Source organism: Salegentibacter tibetensis, assembly GCF_020164485.1.
GTDB classification, from domain to species: domain Bacteria; phylum Bacteroidota; class Bacteroidia; order Flavobacteriales; family Flavobacteriaceae; genus Salegentibacter; species Salegentibacter tibetensis.
In genome coordinates this window covers 44,292-63,074 of the sequence record NZ_JAIQZA010000017.1, presented here as the reverse complement: position 1 = coordinate 63,074, position 18,783 = coordinate 44,292, and the positions used below count along the sequence as shown (strand labels likewise).

Below are 18,783 nucleotides of genomic sequence, written 5' to 3'. Positions count from 1 at the left end.
GATGAAAATGAAAAACTTAATAAAAATCTGTTCGGTATTTGTTTTAACCAGCCTGATTTTATCCTGCGAGGAGGATTTTTTAGATGAGGACTTTTTGGAGGCTCCGGCAAAATCAACCCTGGATGAATCTACTATTTTTTCAACGGTTGGTTTAGCAAGAGGTGCCGTTGATGGTATTCTTGAACCCATGGGACAAACGAACTCTTATCGTGGTCGGTTTATCCCTTTTTATGGATTTAATACAGATGTGGAATATCATTATCGTGCTGGTAATGAAGGTTCAGATGCTGATCTACTTTATTACGATGCCAAACCTGGCAATTCCAGAATGAATACTGATAATAACGCCTGGGCCATGATGTATCAGGGGATAGAACGAGCAAATATTGTAATACGTGGTTTAAGAAATTTTGGTAATCCTGAGCCAGGTAGCGAATTTGGACAACTTTTGGGAGCAGCACTTACATACAGGGCTATTTATTATACAGACCTTATGAAAGCCTGGGGGGATGTTCCCGCCCGTTTTGAACCTATCACATCAGAGACGCTGTATTTACCAAAAACAAGTCGCGACACAATATACAAACGTCTTATCGCTGATCTTGGTGAAGCCTCAACATTAGTTGCATGGCCTAATGAAACTCCCGCCACTACTTCAGTAGAACGCATTAATAAAGCATTTGTCAAGGGACTGAGAGCAAGGCTTGCACTTGTGGCCGGCGGTTTTCAACAATACCCCGATGGGATAAGGAGAAGTAATGATCCAGATCTTTCTGTTGAGAATATGTATCGTTTAGCACTTGAGGAAAGTCGATCAGTTATTAATAGTGGAAGGGCTCACCTTGACCCTTCATTTGAAGGATTCTGGAGAAAATACAATGAAGAAAATATAAATGCCGGCGGTGAATCATTATGGGAAATTCCTTTTGCTGATGGGCGCGGTAGGGTATTATTTTCATTCGCCGTTCCTCACAATAGTGTGGATCAGTTTACCGGTCAGCCCAGAGGTGGTGATGCAGGTCCTACACCTACGGTTTGGTACGATTTCGATGAAGATGATACCAGGAGAGATGTTACAAGTGTTCCCTATGAATGGGGTGCTGCAGTAGAGGGGGTTGCGCAGCAGGAACTTGGGGGTATTGATACCTGGTATTTTGGTAAATATAGATACGAATGGATGGATCGTTATGTAACTTCTACAAATGACGATGGAGTAAATTGGATTTATATGAGATATGCAGAGGTTCTCTTAACTGCAGCAGAAGCAGCCAATGAACTGGAAGGTCCGGGAGCGGCAGCACCATATCTTAAGGAAATTCGTCGTAGGGCATTCCCTTCCGATCTTCAAGCGGAAAAAGTAGATGCTTATGTTGATGCCCTTGGTTCTAAAGAAGAGATGTTCAATGCTATTGTAGAAGAATATAAATACGAATTTACAGGGGAAATGAGTCGAAAAATGGACCTTATTCGCTGGAACCTTCTTAGTACAAAACTTGACGAAGAAAAGCAAGAACTAGAAAATCTGGAAAATAGAACGGGAGACTATGCCAATGTGCCCACCACACTTTATTATAAATATGAAGATGATGGTTATACTTTGGATATCTACGGTTTAAATAGAGGTGAAACCGGTAATCCTGGGCCTGAGTATTCCGCATTCAATTGGGATCAGCCACTTGATGAGGTGATAAACACGCTTTATAAGCCGGGAGTCAATCCAGATGACAGACAATTCTGGCCAATTTGGCAAGTCTTTATTGACGCCAGTAATGGCCAATTGGTAAATGATTACGGTTACTAGAACCTAATAAAACAGATTTAATTTATAAGTTATGAAAGTAAAATATATCTTTAAAAGTTTGCTAATAGCTCTTCTACTAGCGGTTACCGTTACAGGTTGCGACTATGATAAAGAACTTATCGAAGAGCTTCCGGTTAACAGAGAATTTGCTCCGGTAAATCTCAGGGCCTTCGTAAGGAATCAGGTAAATGTAGAGCTAAACTGGACAGCTGATGAAAACCATAATAGTTATATTGTTGAGATTTCTGATGATTCAACAAGCTTCGACAATATTGTAAAAACTGTTGAAGTTAATCCAGATGAATTGCCAGTTCTGGTTCCATTAGAAAGTGAAACTTTTTATTCTATAAGAGTGAAAGCCATAAGTGAGAGGGGGCTTGATGATTCCTCCTGGGCAACTATCAGAGCACGAACTTTAACAGAACAAATTTTTATAGAAGGTGAACCCGGTGATGTTAAGGCCAAGGAGGCTATCCTGAGATGGGTGCCTGACAGTGAGGTTACTGAAATAAGCTTTAGCCCAGGTGATATCACTTACACCATTACAGGTGAAGATAAATCCAGCGGTACAGCTACCGTAACTGGTCTCACTCCCGAAACAGATTATACCGCGACCTTACTTAACGGCAGTCAAATAAGAGGCGTTAAAACTTTTACAACTGGAATCGATATCGGTACAGGTATTTTGGTAACTCCTGAGGATGACTTGTTGCAAAAGATCGCAGATGCCAGTACAGGAGATATTCTGGTCCTGGAACCTGGTGATTATACCGAACAAACTGGTACTATTACCCTTGATAAATCTTTAACCATTAGAGGTTTGAGGAGTTTCGATAAACCACTTCTAAAATTAAATTTTGAACTGGTTGCGGGAGCTGAGAATGTTGAATTAATCGATCTGAATTTACAGGGACTAGGTGAAGGATCATCAGATCTACAGGATGTTGTAAGGTACACCGGTCCAGGAAATTATAATTCTCTTCTAATAAGTGGTTGTAACATCCATGATTATGGACGTTCCTTCATTGCCGGTAACGAAACCGATGCAATTTTACAAACGCTAACGGTTGAAAACAGTATTGTGTACAACATTTTTACTTCGGGAGGGGATTTTATTGACTTCAGGAATTCTGATGTACTTAATATTAACATCTTATCGAGTACTTTTTATAATTGTGCTCCAGGCCGGGACTTTATAAGGATGGATGCCAGTGGCACCTCCAATGATACTGGTGTAACTGCTAATATTGTTATTGATAGCTGCACCTTTTACGCAGTTTCTGATGATGATAGTAGAAGATTATTATATGTTCGATTTGTATCGAATGACGTAACGGTGAGAAATACTTTGATCGCCGAGACTGAATCAGAAGGTTATGCCGATAGAGAGGGAATAGATGAATCTCCTTCATTTAGTAATAATAATTACTTTAATGCACCTGGATTCTATGATACGTCTCAGTATATTTTTGATGACAGTAATTATTTCAATTTAGATCCAGGGTTTGTAGACCCATCAACTGGAGATTTTACGATCACTAATCAAACTTTAATAGATAACAACATAGGTGACCCCCGCTGGAGATAATATGTATCGAAACTATAAATATTAAAAAGGGTATGCATCGTAATGATGCACACCCTTTTTATTTATTTTTTTGGCTTTTAAGAGTAACCTCTGAAGCCTGCTCAACAGGTAAAAGGAAAAGAGCAACGCGCTTTTAATATAAAAGCAGTTAACAATTCTAAGACTAGAATAGAATACATTATTAATTAAATCTTTTATGGAATGATGAAACGATTACATCTTTTAGGCCTTATCCTTTTGTTGGGAATTACTCAGGGCTTTTCACAAAACCAACCAGAACCATCAGATGGTCTTACCGATGTTTGGGATTTTGGTGCAACACAACTGGACGAGTCACAGTTTGATAACAAGTTAACAGAAGTTATTATAAACTCGTGGTATGATGAATCAGTTACACCAGGAAGTTCGGGCAATACTTTGCCTGATTTCATAGTAGGTGATCTTAGTTTTACCGGAGGTGGAAGTGATCGTTTACGAACCACCAATACGAATTTGACCCGTTATGATGAAAACATTGATGATTACGAGGAATTCAAAGGAAGGGTTTATATTAATTCATCTGGAGCTACAGACAGGTATTTAAGTCTGGAATTAAAGGAGGGCGACGAAGTAACTATTTGGGCACTTACTCAGAATGGTAATGGTAATATTCATTTTGAATATGTGGCCGATCCGGCCTTACAAGACGATTCTGTAGCCGTAGGAGGTGAACTCACCGAATTAAATTTTACTGCATCAGCTACAGGGACTTATCATATCTATGATGATACTGATAAACCCAGCTATTTTAGAATTACACGAAAAAGTGCTGACCAGGATGCTGGAGGCGGTGGGAGCAATGGTCTTACCGATGTTTGGGATTTTGGTGCAACACAACTGGACGAGTCACAGTTCAACAATATGTTGACAGAAGATATTATCAACTCGTGGTATGATGAATCCATTACACCAGGAAGTTCGGGCAATACTTTGCCCGATTTTACAGCTGGTGATCTTAGTTTTGTTGGAGGTGGAAGTGATCGTTTACGAACCACCAATACGAATTTGACCCGTTATGATGAAAACATTGATGATTACGAGGAGTTCAAAGGAAGAGTTTATATTAATTCATCTGGAGCTACAGACAGGTATTTAAGTCTTGAATTAAACGAGGGCGACGAAGTAACTATTTGGGCACTTACTCAGAATGGTAATGGTAATATTCATTTTGAATATGTGGCTGATCCGACATTACAAGACGATGTAGTAGCTTTAGGAAGTGAGCTCACCGAATTAAATTTTACTGCAACAGCTACAGGAACTTATCATATCTATGATGATACTGATAAGCCCAGCTATTTTAGAATTACACGAAAAAGTGCTGACCAGGATGCTGGAGGCAGTGGGAGCAATGGTCTTACCGATGTTTGGGATTTTGGTGCAACACAACTGGACGAGTCACAGTTCAACAATATGTTGACAGAAGATATTATCAACTCGTGGTATGATGAATCCATTACACCAGGAAGTTCGGGCAATACTTTGCCAGATTTTACAGTTGGTGATCTTAGTTTTGTTGGAGGTGGAAGTGATCGTTTACGAACCACCAATACGAATTTGACCCGTTATGATGAAAACATTGATGATTACGAGGAGTTCAAAGGAAGAGTTTATATTAATTCATCTGGAGCTACAGACAGGTATTTAAGTCTTGAATTAAACGAGGGCGACGAAGTAACTATTTGGGCTCTTACTCAGAATGGTAATGGTAATATTCATTTTGAATATGTGGCTGATCCGGCATTACAAGACGATGTAGTAGCTTTAGGAAGTGAGCTCACTGAGTTAAAATTTACTGCAACAGCTACAGGGACTTATCATATCTATGATGATACCGATAAACCCAGCTATTTTAGAATTACACGAAAAAGTGCTGACCAGGATGTTGGAAGCGGTGGGAGCAATGTTCTTAGTGATGTTTGGGATTTTGGTGCAACACAACTGGACGAATCTCAGTTCAACAATATGTTAACGGAAGATATTATCAACTCGTGGTATGATGAATCCATTACGCCAGGAACCTCAGATCATACTTTGCCCGATTTTACAGCTGGTGATCTTAGCTTTACCGGAGGCGGAAGTGACCGTCTACGAACCACCAATACGAATTTGACCCGATATGATGAAAACATTAATGATTACGAGGAGTTCAAAGGAAGAGTTTATATTAATTCCAGAGGTGCTACCGACCGGTTCATGAGTTTGAATCTTAATGAAGATGATAAAGTAAGCCTTTGGGTGCTTGGACAGGATGGTGTTGGTGAGCTTCATTTTGAAAATGTCGCAGATCCTGAACTACAGAATGATGTTGTAAATGTGGGTGGTGATCTTCAAGAGGTAAGTTTTGTGGCAAAGGCTAGTGGAACCTATCATATTTATGATACGGCCGACAAACCCAGTTATTTTAGAATTATTCGCAAACCTGCCACTTATTCCAACATAACTGGTAATGTAGAAGTAGCAGATGCTCCAGGAATCCCCGAAGACTATTCAATAGTATTTACTATTGAAGAAGGAAAAACCTGGAACGTTACGCCAACTGATGGGTCGTACCAGGTTGACTTACCAACGGGCTTTGAGTATAGTATTTCCCTCGAAGGCGCTGATGGTTACATAATTTCTAATGGTACTTCATTAGAAGTTACTGAGAGCACAACTAACCATGATATAACTATTAAAAAAGTCGAAATTTATTCCGTTACCGGATCGATAACCGGTCTTAACGAGAATATCGGAGATTTAGTTTTAACATTTACTCCTGATCCTGGTGCTGATGGGCTTTATGTTCCAAAACCAATAATTGATACAGAGGCGGCCACATACTCCGTAAAACTCGAGCCAAATATTGAATATACTATAGAGAGTGAAGGGGTAGATGGTTATTTTATTCCGGAAAATCAATTGGAAATAACTGGTGAAACCACGAGCGATATAGTTTTTGAACCTGAACCTCTTGGGCCTTTTGGCGATATCGACAATGACGGAATTCTGAATGCTGATGATAATTGTATGTATACCCCTAACCCAGATCAGGCAGATTCTGATAATAATGGTATTGGAGATGTATGTGAAGACGATGATGGAGACGGAATCATAAATTTTGAGGATAATTGTCCAGATTCTCCCGAAGGTGCCATTGTCGATGTTTTTGGTTGTGAAATTTTCAACCTGGCGGCAGATAATTTTAGTATATCTGTGCATGATGTAAGTTGTAATGGAAACGGTGACGGGTTTATAAGCATCAGCGCAGAAGATCCTAATTACACTTATAATGTATCAGTATCTGGTGCAGGTAGCGGATCTGCAACCTTATCATCTTCTAATGATTTTTCGGCGAATATTGAGAATCTCTCTGCGGGTACATATGATATATGTATAACTATAGATGGACAGGAATATGAGCAATGTTTTAATGTAACCATAGAAGGACCAACGCCTTTAGAAGCCTATTCTTCTGTGAATTATGCAAATAACACGGTGAGCTTCTCACTGGATGGAGCTAATCTTTATAAGATTGAGCACAATGGTAAAATCTCAACCACATCACAATCAAGAGTGGTTTTAGATTTGGAAGCTGGTAAAAACAAGTTTACCATCTCTACAGATTCTGAATGTCAGGACATTTTTTATAAAGAGGTCTTACTGTCTGAAGATATTGTAGTGTTCCCAAACCCTACCAAAGGCGACCTTAAGGTATATATTAATGGAACAGATACTAACGTAAATGTATCCCTGATTAATCTTAGCGGAAAGGAATATATATCAGAAAATATGGAAGTTCCTGCAGACAGAGTTATACAGCTTGACCTTACCAATTATAGAAATGGAATTTATTTACTTCTATTAAAGTCAGCCACTGTAAGTAAAACTATAAAAGTTATTAAATCATGAAAAAACCTATAAATATACCTTATTACAAACTGCTCCTGATTTTTATGATGGGTGCTATAACGGTGTCATGCTCTAAAGACGATGATGCTGAGGTAATTAATGATGCGGTCCCTGGAGTAGCCAGTTTGGTACTTCCGGAGAACAATACAGAATGTGAGGTTGGAGATGTTATAGCTAATATGGCAGAAGTAGCTTTTGAATGGAGTGAAGCGAGTGATGCCGAAAGATATGATCTCGTGATCACTAATTTGGCTACTCAGGAAGTTACTCAGAGACCAAACCTTAATACGACCTCTATAATTGTAAGACTTGAAAGAGGTAATCCTTACACCTGGAAGGTTATTTCAAAGAATGATGGAGAAGAAACTACAGCCTCAGAACCTTACAGGTTTTATGTTGCTGGCGTTCCCGGATCTAATAATGTACCTTTTCCTGCAACGCTTATATCACCTGCCTCTGGGGTAATGGTTTCACCCGTAGATGGAAAAGTTACCCTAGAATGGGAAGCTGCCTCAACCGATACAGATGGAGATCCTTTAACCTATACCTTGTATGCAGATACAGTAGACGGCGATCAGGACCCACCTGAGGAATGGACAGGTCTTACAGAAACCTCTATAGAAATTGAGGTTGAGCCTAATAGTATTTATTACTGGCACGTAGAAACCACCGATGGGAAGAATACAGCTATAAGCAACACATTTTCCTTTAGGACTGGTGAGAATACATCTTCTATACAAGGTGAAGTGGTAAGTACTTCGCAGGAAATTTTAGATGCTATAGCAGCGGCTATGCCGGGTGAAAATATCTATATCCGTGGAGGTGAGTATGCTTTTGATTCAACCATTAAAATTAACACTAGTGGTAGTGCAAGTAATATGATCTCATTACTAGCACACCCGGAAGATGATTCCAGGCCAAAATTTGATTTTTCCTCAATGTCTGAAAATTCTTCTAACAGAGGAATCGAACTAGAGGCCAGTTACTGGCATATTAAAGGCATTGATGTTTATAAAGCGGGGGATAACGGATTAAATATAACAGGTAACAATAACTTCATTGAATTCTGTACTTTTTCTGAATGTGCAGATACAGGGCTTCAGCTGGATAGTGGTGCATCTAACAACACAATCCTAAATTGCGACTCATACTTTAACGCTGACTCTACAATTGAGAATGCCGACGGGTTTGCAAGCAAGTTAGACGTTGGCACCGGCAACAAATTTGTTGGTTGCAGGGCGTGGCGAAATCTGGATGATGGCTGGGATGGCTATTTAAGGAATGCCGATAATGTTACTACTATTTACGAAAATTGCTGGGCCATAGAAAATGGCTATTTAAAAGACGGCACTCCTAGCGGAGGTGATGGCAACGGATTTAAAACCGGAGGAAGCGATAACAAGGATTTAAAGCATGATGCTATTTATTTGAATTGTTTAGCAGTTGGTAACGCATCTGATGGTTTCGATCATAACAGTAATAGGGGTAATGTAACTCTATACAACTGCTCTGCTTATGATAATGGTAGGAATTATGCTTTTGGCAATACAAATCCTCTGGAGAAGTTAACCATAAAGAATAGTAATGTACTTGGAGAAGTAGGAAGCATCAATGCAACTACTCTCGATGTTACAAACAATAGCTGGATGGATGGTATTGAGACGACTTTTGAAGACTTTGAAAGCATTGATTATGAAGAGTTGACGGGGCCTAGAAAAGAAGATGGAAGTCTTCCGGATGTTAGCTTTTTCCATCTAACCCCTGGTAGCGATTTGATCGACAAAGGAGTGGATGTAGGCTTGCCTTTTAACGGCTCGGCACCAGATTTAGGGGCGTTTGAATATTAAACTGAATTATTTATAATTTGGCACTATTGACTGAATTTTTTTCATAATTCGGTTAATAGTGCCTTTTATTTAAGAAGACAGGTTTGCTGGGCTTCAAACTCGAATCCGAATTGGGAGCATCTTTGGTTCGGGATGAAGTTGATGAGCGTATTTCTGAAGAAGTAAAAACCGGGACCTATACCTATGAAGCTTCTAACGGAAGTGGTTTAGGAGTTATAGATACTCAGGCAGATGTTGGAGGTTGGCCTGAGCTTTCTTTAGAGGAGCCATCCCTTGGCACTTCAGGTGATCTTGATCTTCCCGAAAATAAAAATAATGTTTCTTTAATTGGGGAGAAGAAGATAATGAGGAAACAGCACGCTATGCAGAATATAATTCATCAGGTGAAGGCAACTCCAGAAGAAAGGGTAGATTGGGCAGTCCAGATCTCTGAATCTGAGATTCAGGAATACACGATAGAGAATGTTTTAGGTAGCAGTTATACCAATCCTCCAAATACTTACAACTGGGATCCACGTGATAAGATCGAAAAGATGAAGAGATTCCGATAAAAAATAGATTTTAATATGAGACTTTTCCAAATTATAGCTAGTGAAAAAATCAATTGCCAAAATGTCCTGGTTTTTGCCTTTATCCCTCTTTTTATACTGATTTCGGGAAAAACAAATGCTCAAAACTCTGAACAAATTTCCTGGGAAGAAGCGCAGCGACAGGAAAAACAATGGTATGCTTCTCAGAATGCAAAAAGAATAGCGGATAATGTCTTGCTCTACCAAAATAATAACGGAGGCTGGCTAAAGAATATTGATATGGCCAAGCGCCTCGACTCCCAGGATAAGGCTTCCTTAGAGGAGAAGAAGTCTGGGAAATTTGGTACTACCATCGATAATGATGCTACCCATACGCAAATGCGATATCTCGCAAAAGTTTATGATGAAACCGGCGATAAAAAATACGGGGATGCTTTTCTCAAAGGAGTTGATTTTCTTCTGGCAGCTCAATATGAGAATGGGGGATGGCCGCAGTTTTATCCAGTTAGAGAAGGCTATTACGAGCATATTACTTTTAATGATGGCGCAATGATGGGTGTAATGAATTTATTGCGGGATATCGCTTTTCAAAAAGAACCTTATGATTTTGTGGATATCGAACGCCGCCAGAACGCGAAAGAAGCAATTGATAAAGGCCTGGAGGTAATTCTTAAAATGCAGGTGCGCATAGATGGAAAAGGCACTGTTTGGTGTGCCCAACATCACCGGGAAGATTTGAGTCCGGCAAAAGCAAGGGATTATGAATTACCTTCCTTAAGCGGCGGTGAGAGCGTGGGAATTATTAAATACCTCATGGAAATACAAAATCCTTCTGATGAAGTTAAAATGGCTATACGAGAGTCTATTAACTGGTTTAAAGAACACAAAATAACCGGAAAGAAAGTTGTCTTCGTAGATGCGCCTAATTTGCCCGGAGGGCGTGACCGGGTGGTGGTTAACGATCCAAATGGCGATCCCCTTTGGGCTAGATTTAATGAAATTGGGACAGGACGTCCAATGTTTGTTGGAAGGGACGGAATTGTAAAAGATGAACTGAACGAAATAGAACACGAGCGCCGAATGGGCTATAGCTATTTAAAGAACTATGCTCAGGGACTACTCGAAACCGATTACCCCGCCTGGGAAGGTCGACTAATAAAATAATCCAAAATCAGAACCTTAACTTAATCGAATAAACTAAATATATGCTTTCCTTTTTTAAAAAATGTTTAATGGTTATTAGTCTTCTCTCCGCTCCGTTCCTGGCAGAGGCGCAAGAATTGGCCTTTCCTTCCGCCGAAGGTTTTGGCCGTTATGCTACAGGAGGAAGAGGGGGTGAAATTTATAAAGTAACCAATCTTAATGACGATGGAGAGGGAAGTCTTAGAAAAGGTATTGTAAAAAGCAGTTCACGAACCATTGTTTTTGAAGTCTCCGGTACAATAGAACTTAAATCGCCATTAGATATAAATAGAGGCAAGGGCAATCTTACCATAGCCGGGCAAACCGCTCCCGGAGAAGGAATCACCTTAAAGGGTTATCCAGTTTCAGTAAAAGCCGATAATGTGATTATTAGGTATATGCGGTTTAGAATGGGAGATAGTAATGAAGCAGTTGGCGATGCCCTGGGAGGTAGAGATACCAAGAACGTGATCATTGACCATTGCTCAATAAGTTGGGCGACCGATGAGAATGCATCGTTTTATGGGAACAAAAATTTTACTATGCAATGGTGTATAATTTCTGAAGCTTTAAACCGTTCGGTTCACGGTAAAGGCGCTCATGGATATGGAAGCATTTGGGGGGGTGAAAAAGCTTCTTTCCATCATAATTTGATAGCCAATAACAACAGTCGGAATCCAAGATTTAGCGGTTCAGAGACTACTGCTAATTCGGAGGATGAATTTGTTGATTTCAGGAATAACGTTATTTATAACTGGGGTAGCAACAGCGTTTATGGAGGTGAAAGTGGCACCTATAATATGATCAATAATTATTATAAACCTGGACCCGCAACTTCTTCTTCAAAAAGAGAAAGAATTTTGGAGCCTTATGAACCTTATGGCGATTTTTACATTGATGGAAATATCATGGAAGGTTCTGAAGAAGTGACTCAAAATAACTGGAGGGGAGTGGACATTAAAGATCCCAATGCCGCTCGAATGGAAAAAGCGAGGAATGTATCAGAAAATGTAAAGACACAAAATGCCCGCGAGGCCTATGAACTGGTGTTGAAAAATGCAGGAGCCAGTATGCGCCAGGATGCGGTTGATAAACGGGTCATTAACGATCTTCGAAAAAGCACTGCAAGCTTTAAAAATGGCATAATTGATTCACAGGAAGACGTAGGTGGTTGGCCGGAGTTAAAGTCTGGTGAACCCGAAAAGGATTCTGACAACGATGGTATGCCCGATACCTGGGAAATTGCCAATAATTTAAATCCCCAAAAAGCTGATGATGCGGCTAATGACCTTCATGAAACATATACTAACCTGGAAGTATATTTGAATGAATTAGTAGGAAACCCTGCTATCACCACTATCTATCTTGCCGGCGATTCTACAATGGCCGATTATTCCGATAATTATGAATCCGGAAAGGATTATATGACAACCCGTTATCCACTTATGGGATGGGGGCAGGTTTTTCAACAGTTTTTTTCAAAGGATAGCCTTCAAAATGTAAACGGGCTGTTAAAAACTGATAGTGTTGAAGTTGATAATCGCGCCAGGGGTGGTCGCAGTACAAGAACTTTTTTTCAGGAAGGACGTTGGCGGGCGATTTATGAAGATTTGGAAGAAAACGATTTGGTATTAATTCAGTTGGGGCACAATGATGCTTCAAAAGAGAAGCATGAAAGATATGTAGATGTAGAAGGTTACAAAGAATTTTTAAGACTTTTCGTGAAACAAACGAGGGAAAAAAATGCGATTCCAATTTTACTTACTCCGGTAGCCAGAAATTATCCCTGGGAAGAGAGGAAACTAGGCAATATTCACGGTGAATATGATCCTGCTGTTAAAGAAGTAGCGAAAGAGCTTAACGTGCATCTAATCGATTTGAATCAAAGTTCACAGGAGTTTTTTACCAAAAAAGGAAAGGATTATGTAACTGAAAATTATTTTATGAATCTGCCTGCCGGAAAATACGAAGCTTATCCTGATGGGCAGGATGATAACACTCATTTTCAGCCGGCAGGCGCTAAGGCAGTTGCTCAGCTGGTTTTTGATGAAATGAAAAACCTTACGCTCTTTAATGAAGAACCTATTTCAATATCACCTTACACCATTGAAACCACCTACGAAAAGCTTAAGAAGAATTATCCGTTTATAAAACCGATTCAACCCTTAGATTCTGATAAAATTATAGCCCGGGAAAACCTGATTTACCGAGAAATAGACGGCAGTGAATTAAAAGCCGATGTGTACTCACCAAAAAAAGGAAAAAATCATCCTGCCGTGCTTTTAATTCACGGGGGAGGCTGGGTTTCTGGAAGCAAGGAGAACCAGCAAACTATGGGACAACATCTTGCCAAAAACGGGTATGTCGCAGTGGTAGCCAATTACCGATTAAGTAGGGAAGCTAAATTTCCCGCTGCAGTTCAAGATTTAAAAACCACACTTTCCTGGATGCGAAAAAATGCTTCAGAATTTGGAATAGATCCGGATAAAATTGCTGTCTTGGGAACTTCAGCCGGAGCACAACTCGCAACATTACTCGGGGTTACTTCAGGAAATAAAAAGTTTCTTAAAGATGATTTTAAAAACCAGGATCAGGTTCAGGCTATAATAAATATTGACGGGATTGTATCTTTTATCCATCCCGAAGCCGAAGAAAGTGAAATTGCCGGTTTATGGTTAGGCGGACTTCAGGCTGAAAATCCGCAAAACTGGCAAAATGCTTCTCCTTTGGAATATGTAGATGAGAATACGCCACCAACACTTTTTATAAACAGCGCACAACCACGTTTTCACGCCGGTCGGGACGATATGATAGGAATAATGGAAAAACATAATATTTATTCCGAAGTACACACAATTCCCAATTCCCCACATTCTTTTTGGCTAATGGAACCCTGGTTTGAAAACACATTAACCTATACTCTGGATTTTCTGGATAAAACTTTAAAAAACGACCTTAAATAATTTATAACAATGAAAAAACCGCAGCTATTAAAAAAATCACTTCTACTTTTTCTCATTACGGGAATGTTTTTTTCCTGCAAAAATGGGGGAGAAAATAAAGATATTGCTCAGGCAGAAAAACAGGATACTACTGCAACAAAAAAGTATTCTACCTGGATGGCAGATTCGGAGATTAAAAGAAACCCCGAAGGCTGGTCATTGGATTTTAATGAAAAACCGAAATGGGAATACTCTCACGGACTTATAATGACTTCCATGGAGAAGCTTTATAAAGAAACCGGAGATGAGAAATACCTGGATTACATTAAGAATTTCGCCGATTTTATGGTTGAAGAAGACGGATCTATCAAAACCTACAAACAGTCAGATTATAATATTGACCGCGTTCAGGGTGGACGTTTCCTAATCGGACTTTATAAAGAAACCGATAAGGAAAAATATAAAAAAGCCATAGAGATGTTGCGTGACCAAATGCGGGAACATCCAAGAACAGAAGAAGGTGGTTTTTGGCATAAAAAAATCTATCCTTCTCAAATGTGGTTGGACGGTTTGTATATGGGCTCACCATTTTTGGCTCGTTACGCCAAAAATTTCGACGAGCCGGAATTGTTTGATGACGTGGCCAATCAAATTTCCCTGGTGAATAAATACCATTATAGCGAAGAAAGTGGTCTTTTTCACCACGCCTGGGACGAAAGTAAAGAGCAACGTTGGGCAGATCCAGAAACGGGGCTTTCCTCGAATTACTGGGGGAGAAGTATTGGCTGGTTTAGTATGGCCTTGGTAGATGTATTAGATTTTCTACCGGAAGATCACCCGGAGAGGGGAAATATCATTGATGTAGCCCAAAAACTTGCCGATGGAATCTTAAAATATCAGCATGAAACCGGAACCTGGTATCAGGTGATGGATCAGGGAGAACGTGAAGGTAATTATCTTGAAGCATCAGCCTCAAATATGTTTTCTTATTTTCTGCTGAAAGGAGCGGAAAAAGGTTATTTAACTGAAGAACATAAACAAGCCGGAATTAAAGCTTACGAAGGTGTTTTAGAAGAATTTGTTCGTGAAAATGAAGATGGTACCGTTAGTCTTACAAAGGTAAATGGTGTAGCCGGATTGGGAGGCGATCCTTATCGTGATGGTTCTTATGAATATTATATCAACGAGATCATTAGGGACGACGATCCAAAAGGAGTTGGACCTTTTATTTTAGCTTCCATTTATTATGAAAACCTTGATCAATAAGCCCGATGTTATATCGCTTATCCTTTATACTATTTTTTACAATAAACTGTCTTCAGGCGCAGGATTATGATATAATTGTGGCTGCCGATGGTAGCGGCGACTATACCCAATTACAGGAAGCATTTATGGCTGTGCCCGATTTTAAGAAAAAACCGACTACAATTTTCCTGAAAACGGGGACATATAAAGAAAAGTTAGTGTTACCCGATTCAAAAACGAATGTGCAACTTATTGCAGAAAAAGCAGAGGAAACCATAGTGACTTACGACGATTATGCTTCTAAAGAGAACAAGTTCGGTGAAGAAATGGGAACCACAGGATCAACCAGTTTTTTTGTTTTTGGTGATGGGTTTCAGGCAAAGAATATCACTTTTGAAAATTCGGCAGGGCCGGTAGGCCAGGCTGTGGCGGTTCGGATAGATGGTGATAAGGTTATTTTTGAAAATTGCCGTTTTCTCGGGTTCCAGGATACGCTTTACCCGCACGGTCGCGATAGTAGACAATACTATAAAAACTGTTATATAGAAGGTGGCACCGATTTCATATTTGGGTGGTCAACTGCGGTTTTTGAGGATTGCGAAATTTATTCCAAAAATGGCGGGCATTATATTACCGCCGCTTCCACAGAAAAAGATGCTGAACACGGTTTTGTTTTCATCAATTGTAAACTTACCGGCGATGCCCCAAAAGAAAGCGTTTATCTTGGCAGACCCTGGCGCGATTATGCCCAAACTGTTTTTATCAATACTGAAATGGGCGATCATATTAAAAAAGAAGGCTGGTATAACTGGAGTAAACCAGAAACCGAAAAAACCGCGTTTTATGCTGAATATAATTCCACCGGGCCCGGTGCAAATGTGGAAGAAAGGGTTTCCTGGTCTAAACAACTAAGTGAAGAAGAATCGCAAAAATATTCCGCAGAAAATATTTTAAAAGGAAATGACAATTGGCAACTAACATTTAAAAAATAATACAATGAAATTAAAACTGCAATTAACAATGCTTGCTCTTGCCGTTCTTACGGTTTCCTGTAAAGAAAATAAAGAACAGGAAAAACAAGAGGAAGTTACTGAAACGGAACAAAAGGATGACAGAACCACCTATGCTGAAATTTCAGTGAAAAAAGGTGGAGCCTGGGAAGGCCGTGAATATATGAATGGTAAGTTTGAAAATGTTTCTCGTGTAGAGTTGCCTGAAGAGCATACCGATCATTCATGGTATATCAGATATGAAGGACCGGGTTGGGAAAACTCTCAGGTTGGTTATCGACTTTACCTTGACTGGCGTAATGCGATAGATATCTTCGGAAAAAAGACCGATACGATGATTTTGCATCAGGTGGGACAGGATGGTTTTGATTCCTATCATGAAGAAGCAGATTGGGGAATGGATATCCTGAAAGCTGGAAAATCTCTTGGAATAGGGAGTTACGGCCGTTACATAAATGACACAGTAGCGCATTTCAGAGAAGTAGAAAATACGGTTGCTGAGGTGTCAAATTCAGAGAATTCTTCTGAAGTGAAAATTGAATATTCAGGCTGGACTACCGGTGATAAAACTATAGACCTTACCGTGAACCTTAGCATTTTTAAGGAAGACAGGTTTACAAAAGCAGAATTAACGCCTTCTGAAGCGATTTCAGGTTTAACCACCGGAATTGTGAAATTTGATGATGTTGAATTAATAAAAAAGGAAAGCGAAGACGGCCAGTGGGGTTATATCGCCACTTACGGTGCGCAGACCCTTGTAGATGACGAAGATCAACTGGGGATGGCAATTTTTTATAACACTGAAGAAGTAGAAGAAATTACCGAAGGCCCTCATGATCACCTGGTGGTGTTCAAAGAGCAAGAGGCGCCGGTAACTTATTATTTTCTGGCAGCCTGGGAACAGGAACCCGGCGGAATTACTTCAAAAGAAGATTTTAAAGCCGATCTAAATCAAAAGCTGGAAACCCTTCAGCAAAATGGGAAACTGGAATAATTGATTAAAATATACGAGATGGAAAAATTAGGTTTACGCATTTTAGTAATGCTTTTTATAAGTACTATCTCCGCACAGGAAATGACGATGGATGAAGTTTACGAAGGCATTGAATTCGATATGTCCCGCGTATCCGAACCTGAATTTCCTGATTATTCAGTAGAAATTACTGATTTTGGAGCTAAAGCCGGCGGACTAACAAAAAATACTAAAGCCATTACCGATGCTATTGCCGATGTGCACGATAATGGTGGTGGAAAAGTCATTATTCCTCGTGGAATCTGGCTTACCGGCCCTATAGAATTCAAAAGCAATATCAATCTGCATTTGGAAGCCGGTGCCCTTTTACTATTTAGCCGTGATTTTGATGATTATGAGTTAGTGAAAACGAGCTTTGAAGGTTTAAATACCGTAAGGAACCAATCCCCGATTTCAGCCCGGGAAGTTGAAAATATCGCAATAACCGGAAAAGGGACTATAGATGGAAACGGTGATGCATGGCGTCCGGTAAAAAAGGGAAAAATGACCTCAAGTCAGTGGAAAACGCTCTTAAATTCAGGAGGGGTGCTTTCTGAAGATGAGAAAATGTGGTTTCCTTCAGAGAAATCAAAAAAAGGCCATGAAAGCAGTAGTAATTTTAATGTTCCCGATTTAATTGATGATGATGAATTAGCTTCAGTAAAAGATTTCCTGCGCCCCGTTATGGTAAGTATTGTTAAGAGTAAGACCGTATTGCTGGACGGCCCGACTTTTCAAAATTCCCCGGCCTGGAATATTCATCCACTAATGAGTGAAAATATAATCATTAGAAACCTGAATGTGCGTAATCCCTGGTATTCCCAAAATGGTGATGGGCTCGATCTGGAGTCTTGTAAAAACGCCTTGGTTTATAACAATACCTTTGATGTAGGCGACGATGCTATTTGTTTAAAATCGGGTAAAAACAAGGATGGGCGTGATCGAGGAATGCCAACGGAAAATGTAATTGTAAAAAACAATATAGTTTATCATGGGCACGGCGGCTTTGTAATTGGTAGCGAAATGTCTGGTGGGGTTAAGAATGTGCACATTTCTAAATGTACGTTTATAGGTACCGATGTTGGTTTGCGTTTTAAAAGTACCCGTGGACGTGGCGGAGTTGTGGAAAACATTTTTATCAGTGATATCGATATGATTAATATTCCTACCGAAACTATTCGCTTTAATATGTTTTACGAAGGAAATGCTCCAGTTTTAGAAGAAGATCAAAGTGCTCAGGATGAAGCAAGAGATGAAGAAACGGTACCGGTAACTGAAAAAACCCCCTCCTTCAGAAATATTTCGATGAAGAATATAACGGCTACGGGATCTAAAAAGGCTGCCTTTTTTATGGGCTTACCCGAAATGAGCCTGAAGAATGTAAGCCTTGAAAATGCTGTTTTTGAAGCTGAGGAAGGTATAACTGCTATTGATGCCGATGGTTTGAAATTGATTGATGTAAAAGTGCTTTCAAAAGATGCAGCGCTTACTCTTTACAACTCTAAAAATGTAGAGGTAAAAGGATTCCAGTTTACGGAAAGTAAAAATCCTTCTGTTAGAATAATGGGAGAAGGTTCTGAAAACATAAAACTCAATAAGGATGATTTTTCAGATTTAGAAAAACAGTTTCAGGTTTATGATAATGTTTCCGAATCTGTAATTAACATAGAATAAATGCAGTATCGGGAAAGAATAG

11 protein-coding genes are annotated in these 18,783 nt (G+C 39.7%); all 11 read left to right on the top strand.

Annotated elements, in window-relative coordinates:
• The first annotated feature begins 7 nt into the window (after positions 1-7).
• The 11 genes from LB467_RS10460 to LB467_RS10410 all read left to right on the top strand — a co-directional run bounded on the left by LB467_RS10460 (position 8) and on the right by LB467_RS10410 (position 18,761).
• Positions 8-1,801: a RagB/SusD family nutrient uptake outer membrane protein gene (locus tag LB467_RS10460; protein ID WP_224473985.1), complete on the top strand. Its 1,794-nt coding sequence runs from the start codon at positions 8-10 to the stop codon at positions 1,799-1,801.
• Positions 1,802-1,832: 31 nt separating this feature from the next.
• Positions 1,833-3,389, top strand: a complete 1,557-nt coding sequence (locus LB467_RS10455) for a DUF5123 domain-containing protein (protein WP_224473984.1) — start codon at positions 1,833-1,835, stop codon at positions 3,387-3,389.
• Between the two features lie 201 nt (positions 3,390-3,590).
• On the top strand, positions 3,591-7,319 hold the full coding sequence (locus LB467_RS10450; RefSeq protein WP_224473983.1) for a T9SS type A sorting domain-containing protein: 3,729 nt from the start codon (positions 3,591-3,593) through the stop codon (positions 7,317-7,319).
• Entirely contained in the window at positions 7,316-9,166 is a 1,851-nt protein-coding gene (locus LB467_RS10445) for a right-handed parallel beta-helix repeat-containing protein (RefSeq protein WP_224473982.1), read from the top strand. The genes LB467_RS10450 and LB467_RS10445 overlap by 4 nt, the downstream gene beginning before the upstream one ends.
• Before the next feature lie 83 nt (positions 9,167-9,249).
• Positions 9,250-9,717 (top strand): hypothetical protein, encoded by a 468-nt coding sequence (locus tag LB467_RS10440; protein WP_224473981.1) that lies wholly within the window; start codon positions 9,250-9,252, stop codon positions 9,715-9,717.
• A 15-nt stretch (positions 9,718-9,732) separates the two neighbouring features.
• Positions 9,733-10,860 carry a pectate lyase gene (gene pelA, locus LB467_RS10435; protein WP_224473980.1) on the top strand — a complete coding sequence of 376 codons (1,128 nt, stop codon included), beginning with the start codon at positions 9,733-9,735 and terminating at the stop codon, positions 10,858-10,860.
• 68 nt (positions 10,861-10,928) lie between these two features.
• Positions 10,929-13,841: an alpha/beta hydrolase fold domain-containing protein gene (locus LB467_RS10430; RefSeq protein ID WP_224473979.1), complete on the top strand. Its 2,913-nt coding sequence runs from the start codon at positions 10,929-10,931 to the stop codon at positions 13,839-13,841.
• Positions 13,842-13,850: 9 nt separating this feature from the next.
• The gene (locus tag LB467_RS10425) at positions 13,851-15,086 is read left to right on the top strand and encodes a glycoside hydrolase family 88/105 protein (protein WP_224473978.1); all 1,236 of its coding nucleotides are present in this window, start codon (positions 13,851-13,853) and stop codon (positions 15,084-15,086) included.
• A 5-nt stretch (positions 15,087-15,091) separates the two neighbouring features.
• Positions 15,092-16,057 carry a pectinesterase family protein gene (locus LB467_RS10420; protein WP_224473977.1) on the top strand — a complete coding sequence of 322 codons (966 nt, stop codon included), beginning with the start codon at positions 15,092-15,094 and terminating at the stop codon, positions 16,055-16,057.
• A gap of 4 nt (positions 16,058-16,061) precedes the next feature.
• Positions 16,062-17,069, top strand: a complete 1,008-nt coding sequence (locus LB467_RS10415; protein ID WP_224473976.1) for a DUF4861 family protein — start codon at positions 16,062-16,064, stop codon at positions 17,067-17,069.
• A gap of 18 nt (positions 17,070-17,087) precedes the next feature.
• On the top strand, positions 17,088-18,761 hold the full coding sequence (locus LB467_RS10410; protein ID WP_224473975.1) for a glycoside hydrolase family 28 protein: 1,674 nt from the start codon (positions 17,088-17,090) through the stop codon (positions 18,759-18,761).
• Positions 18,762-18,783 lie beyond the last annotated feature (22 nt).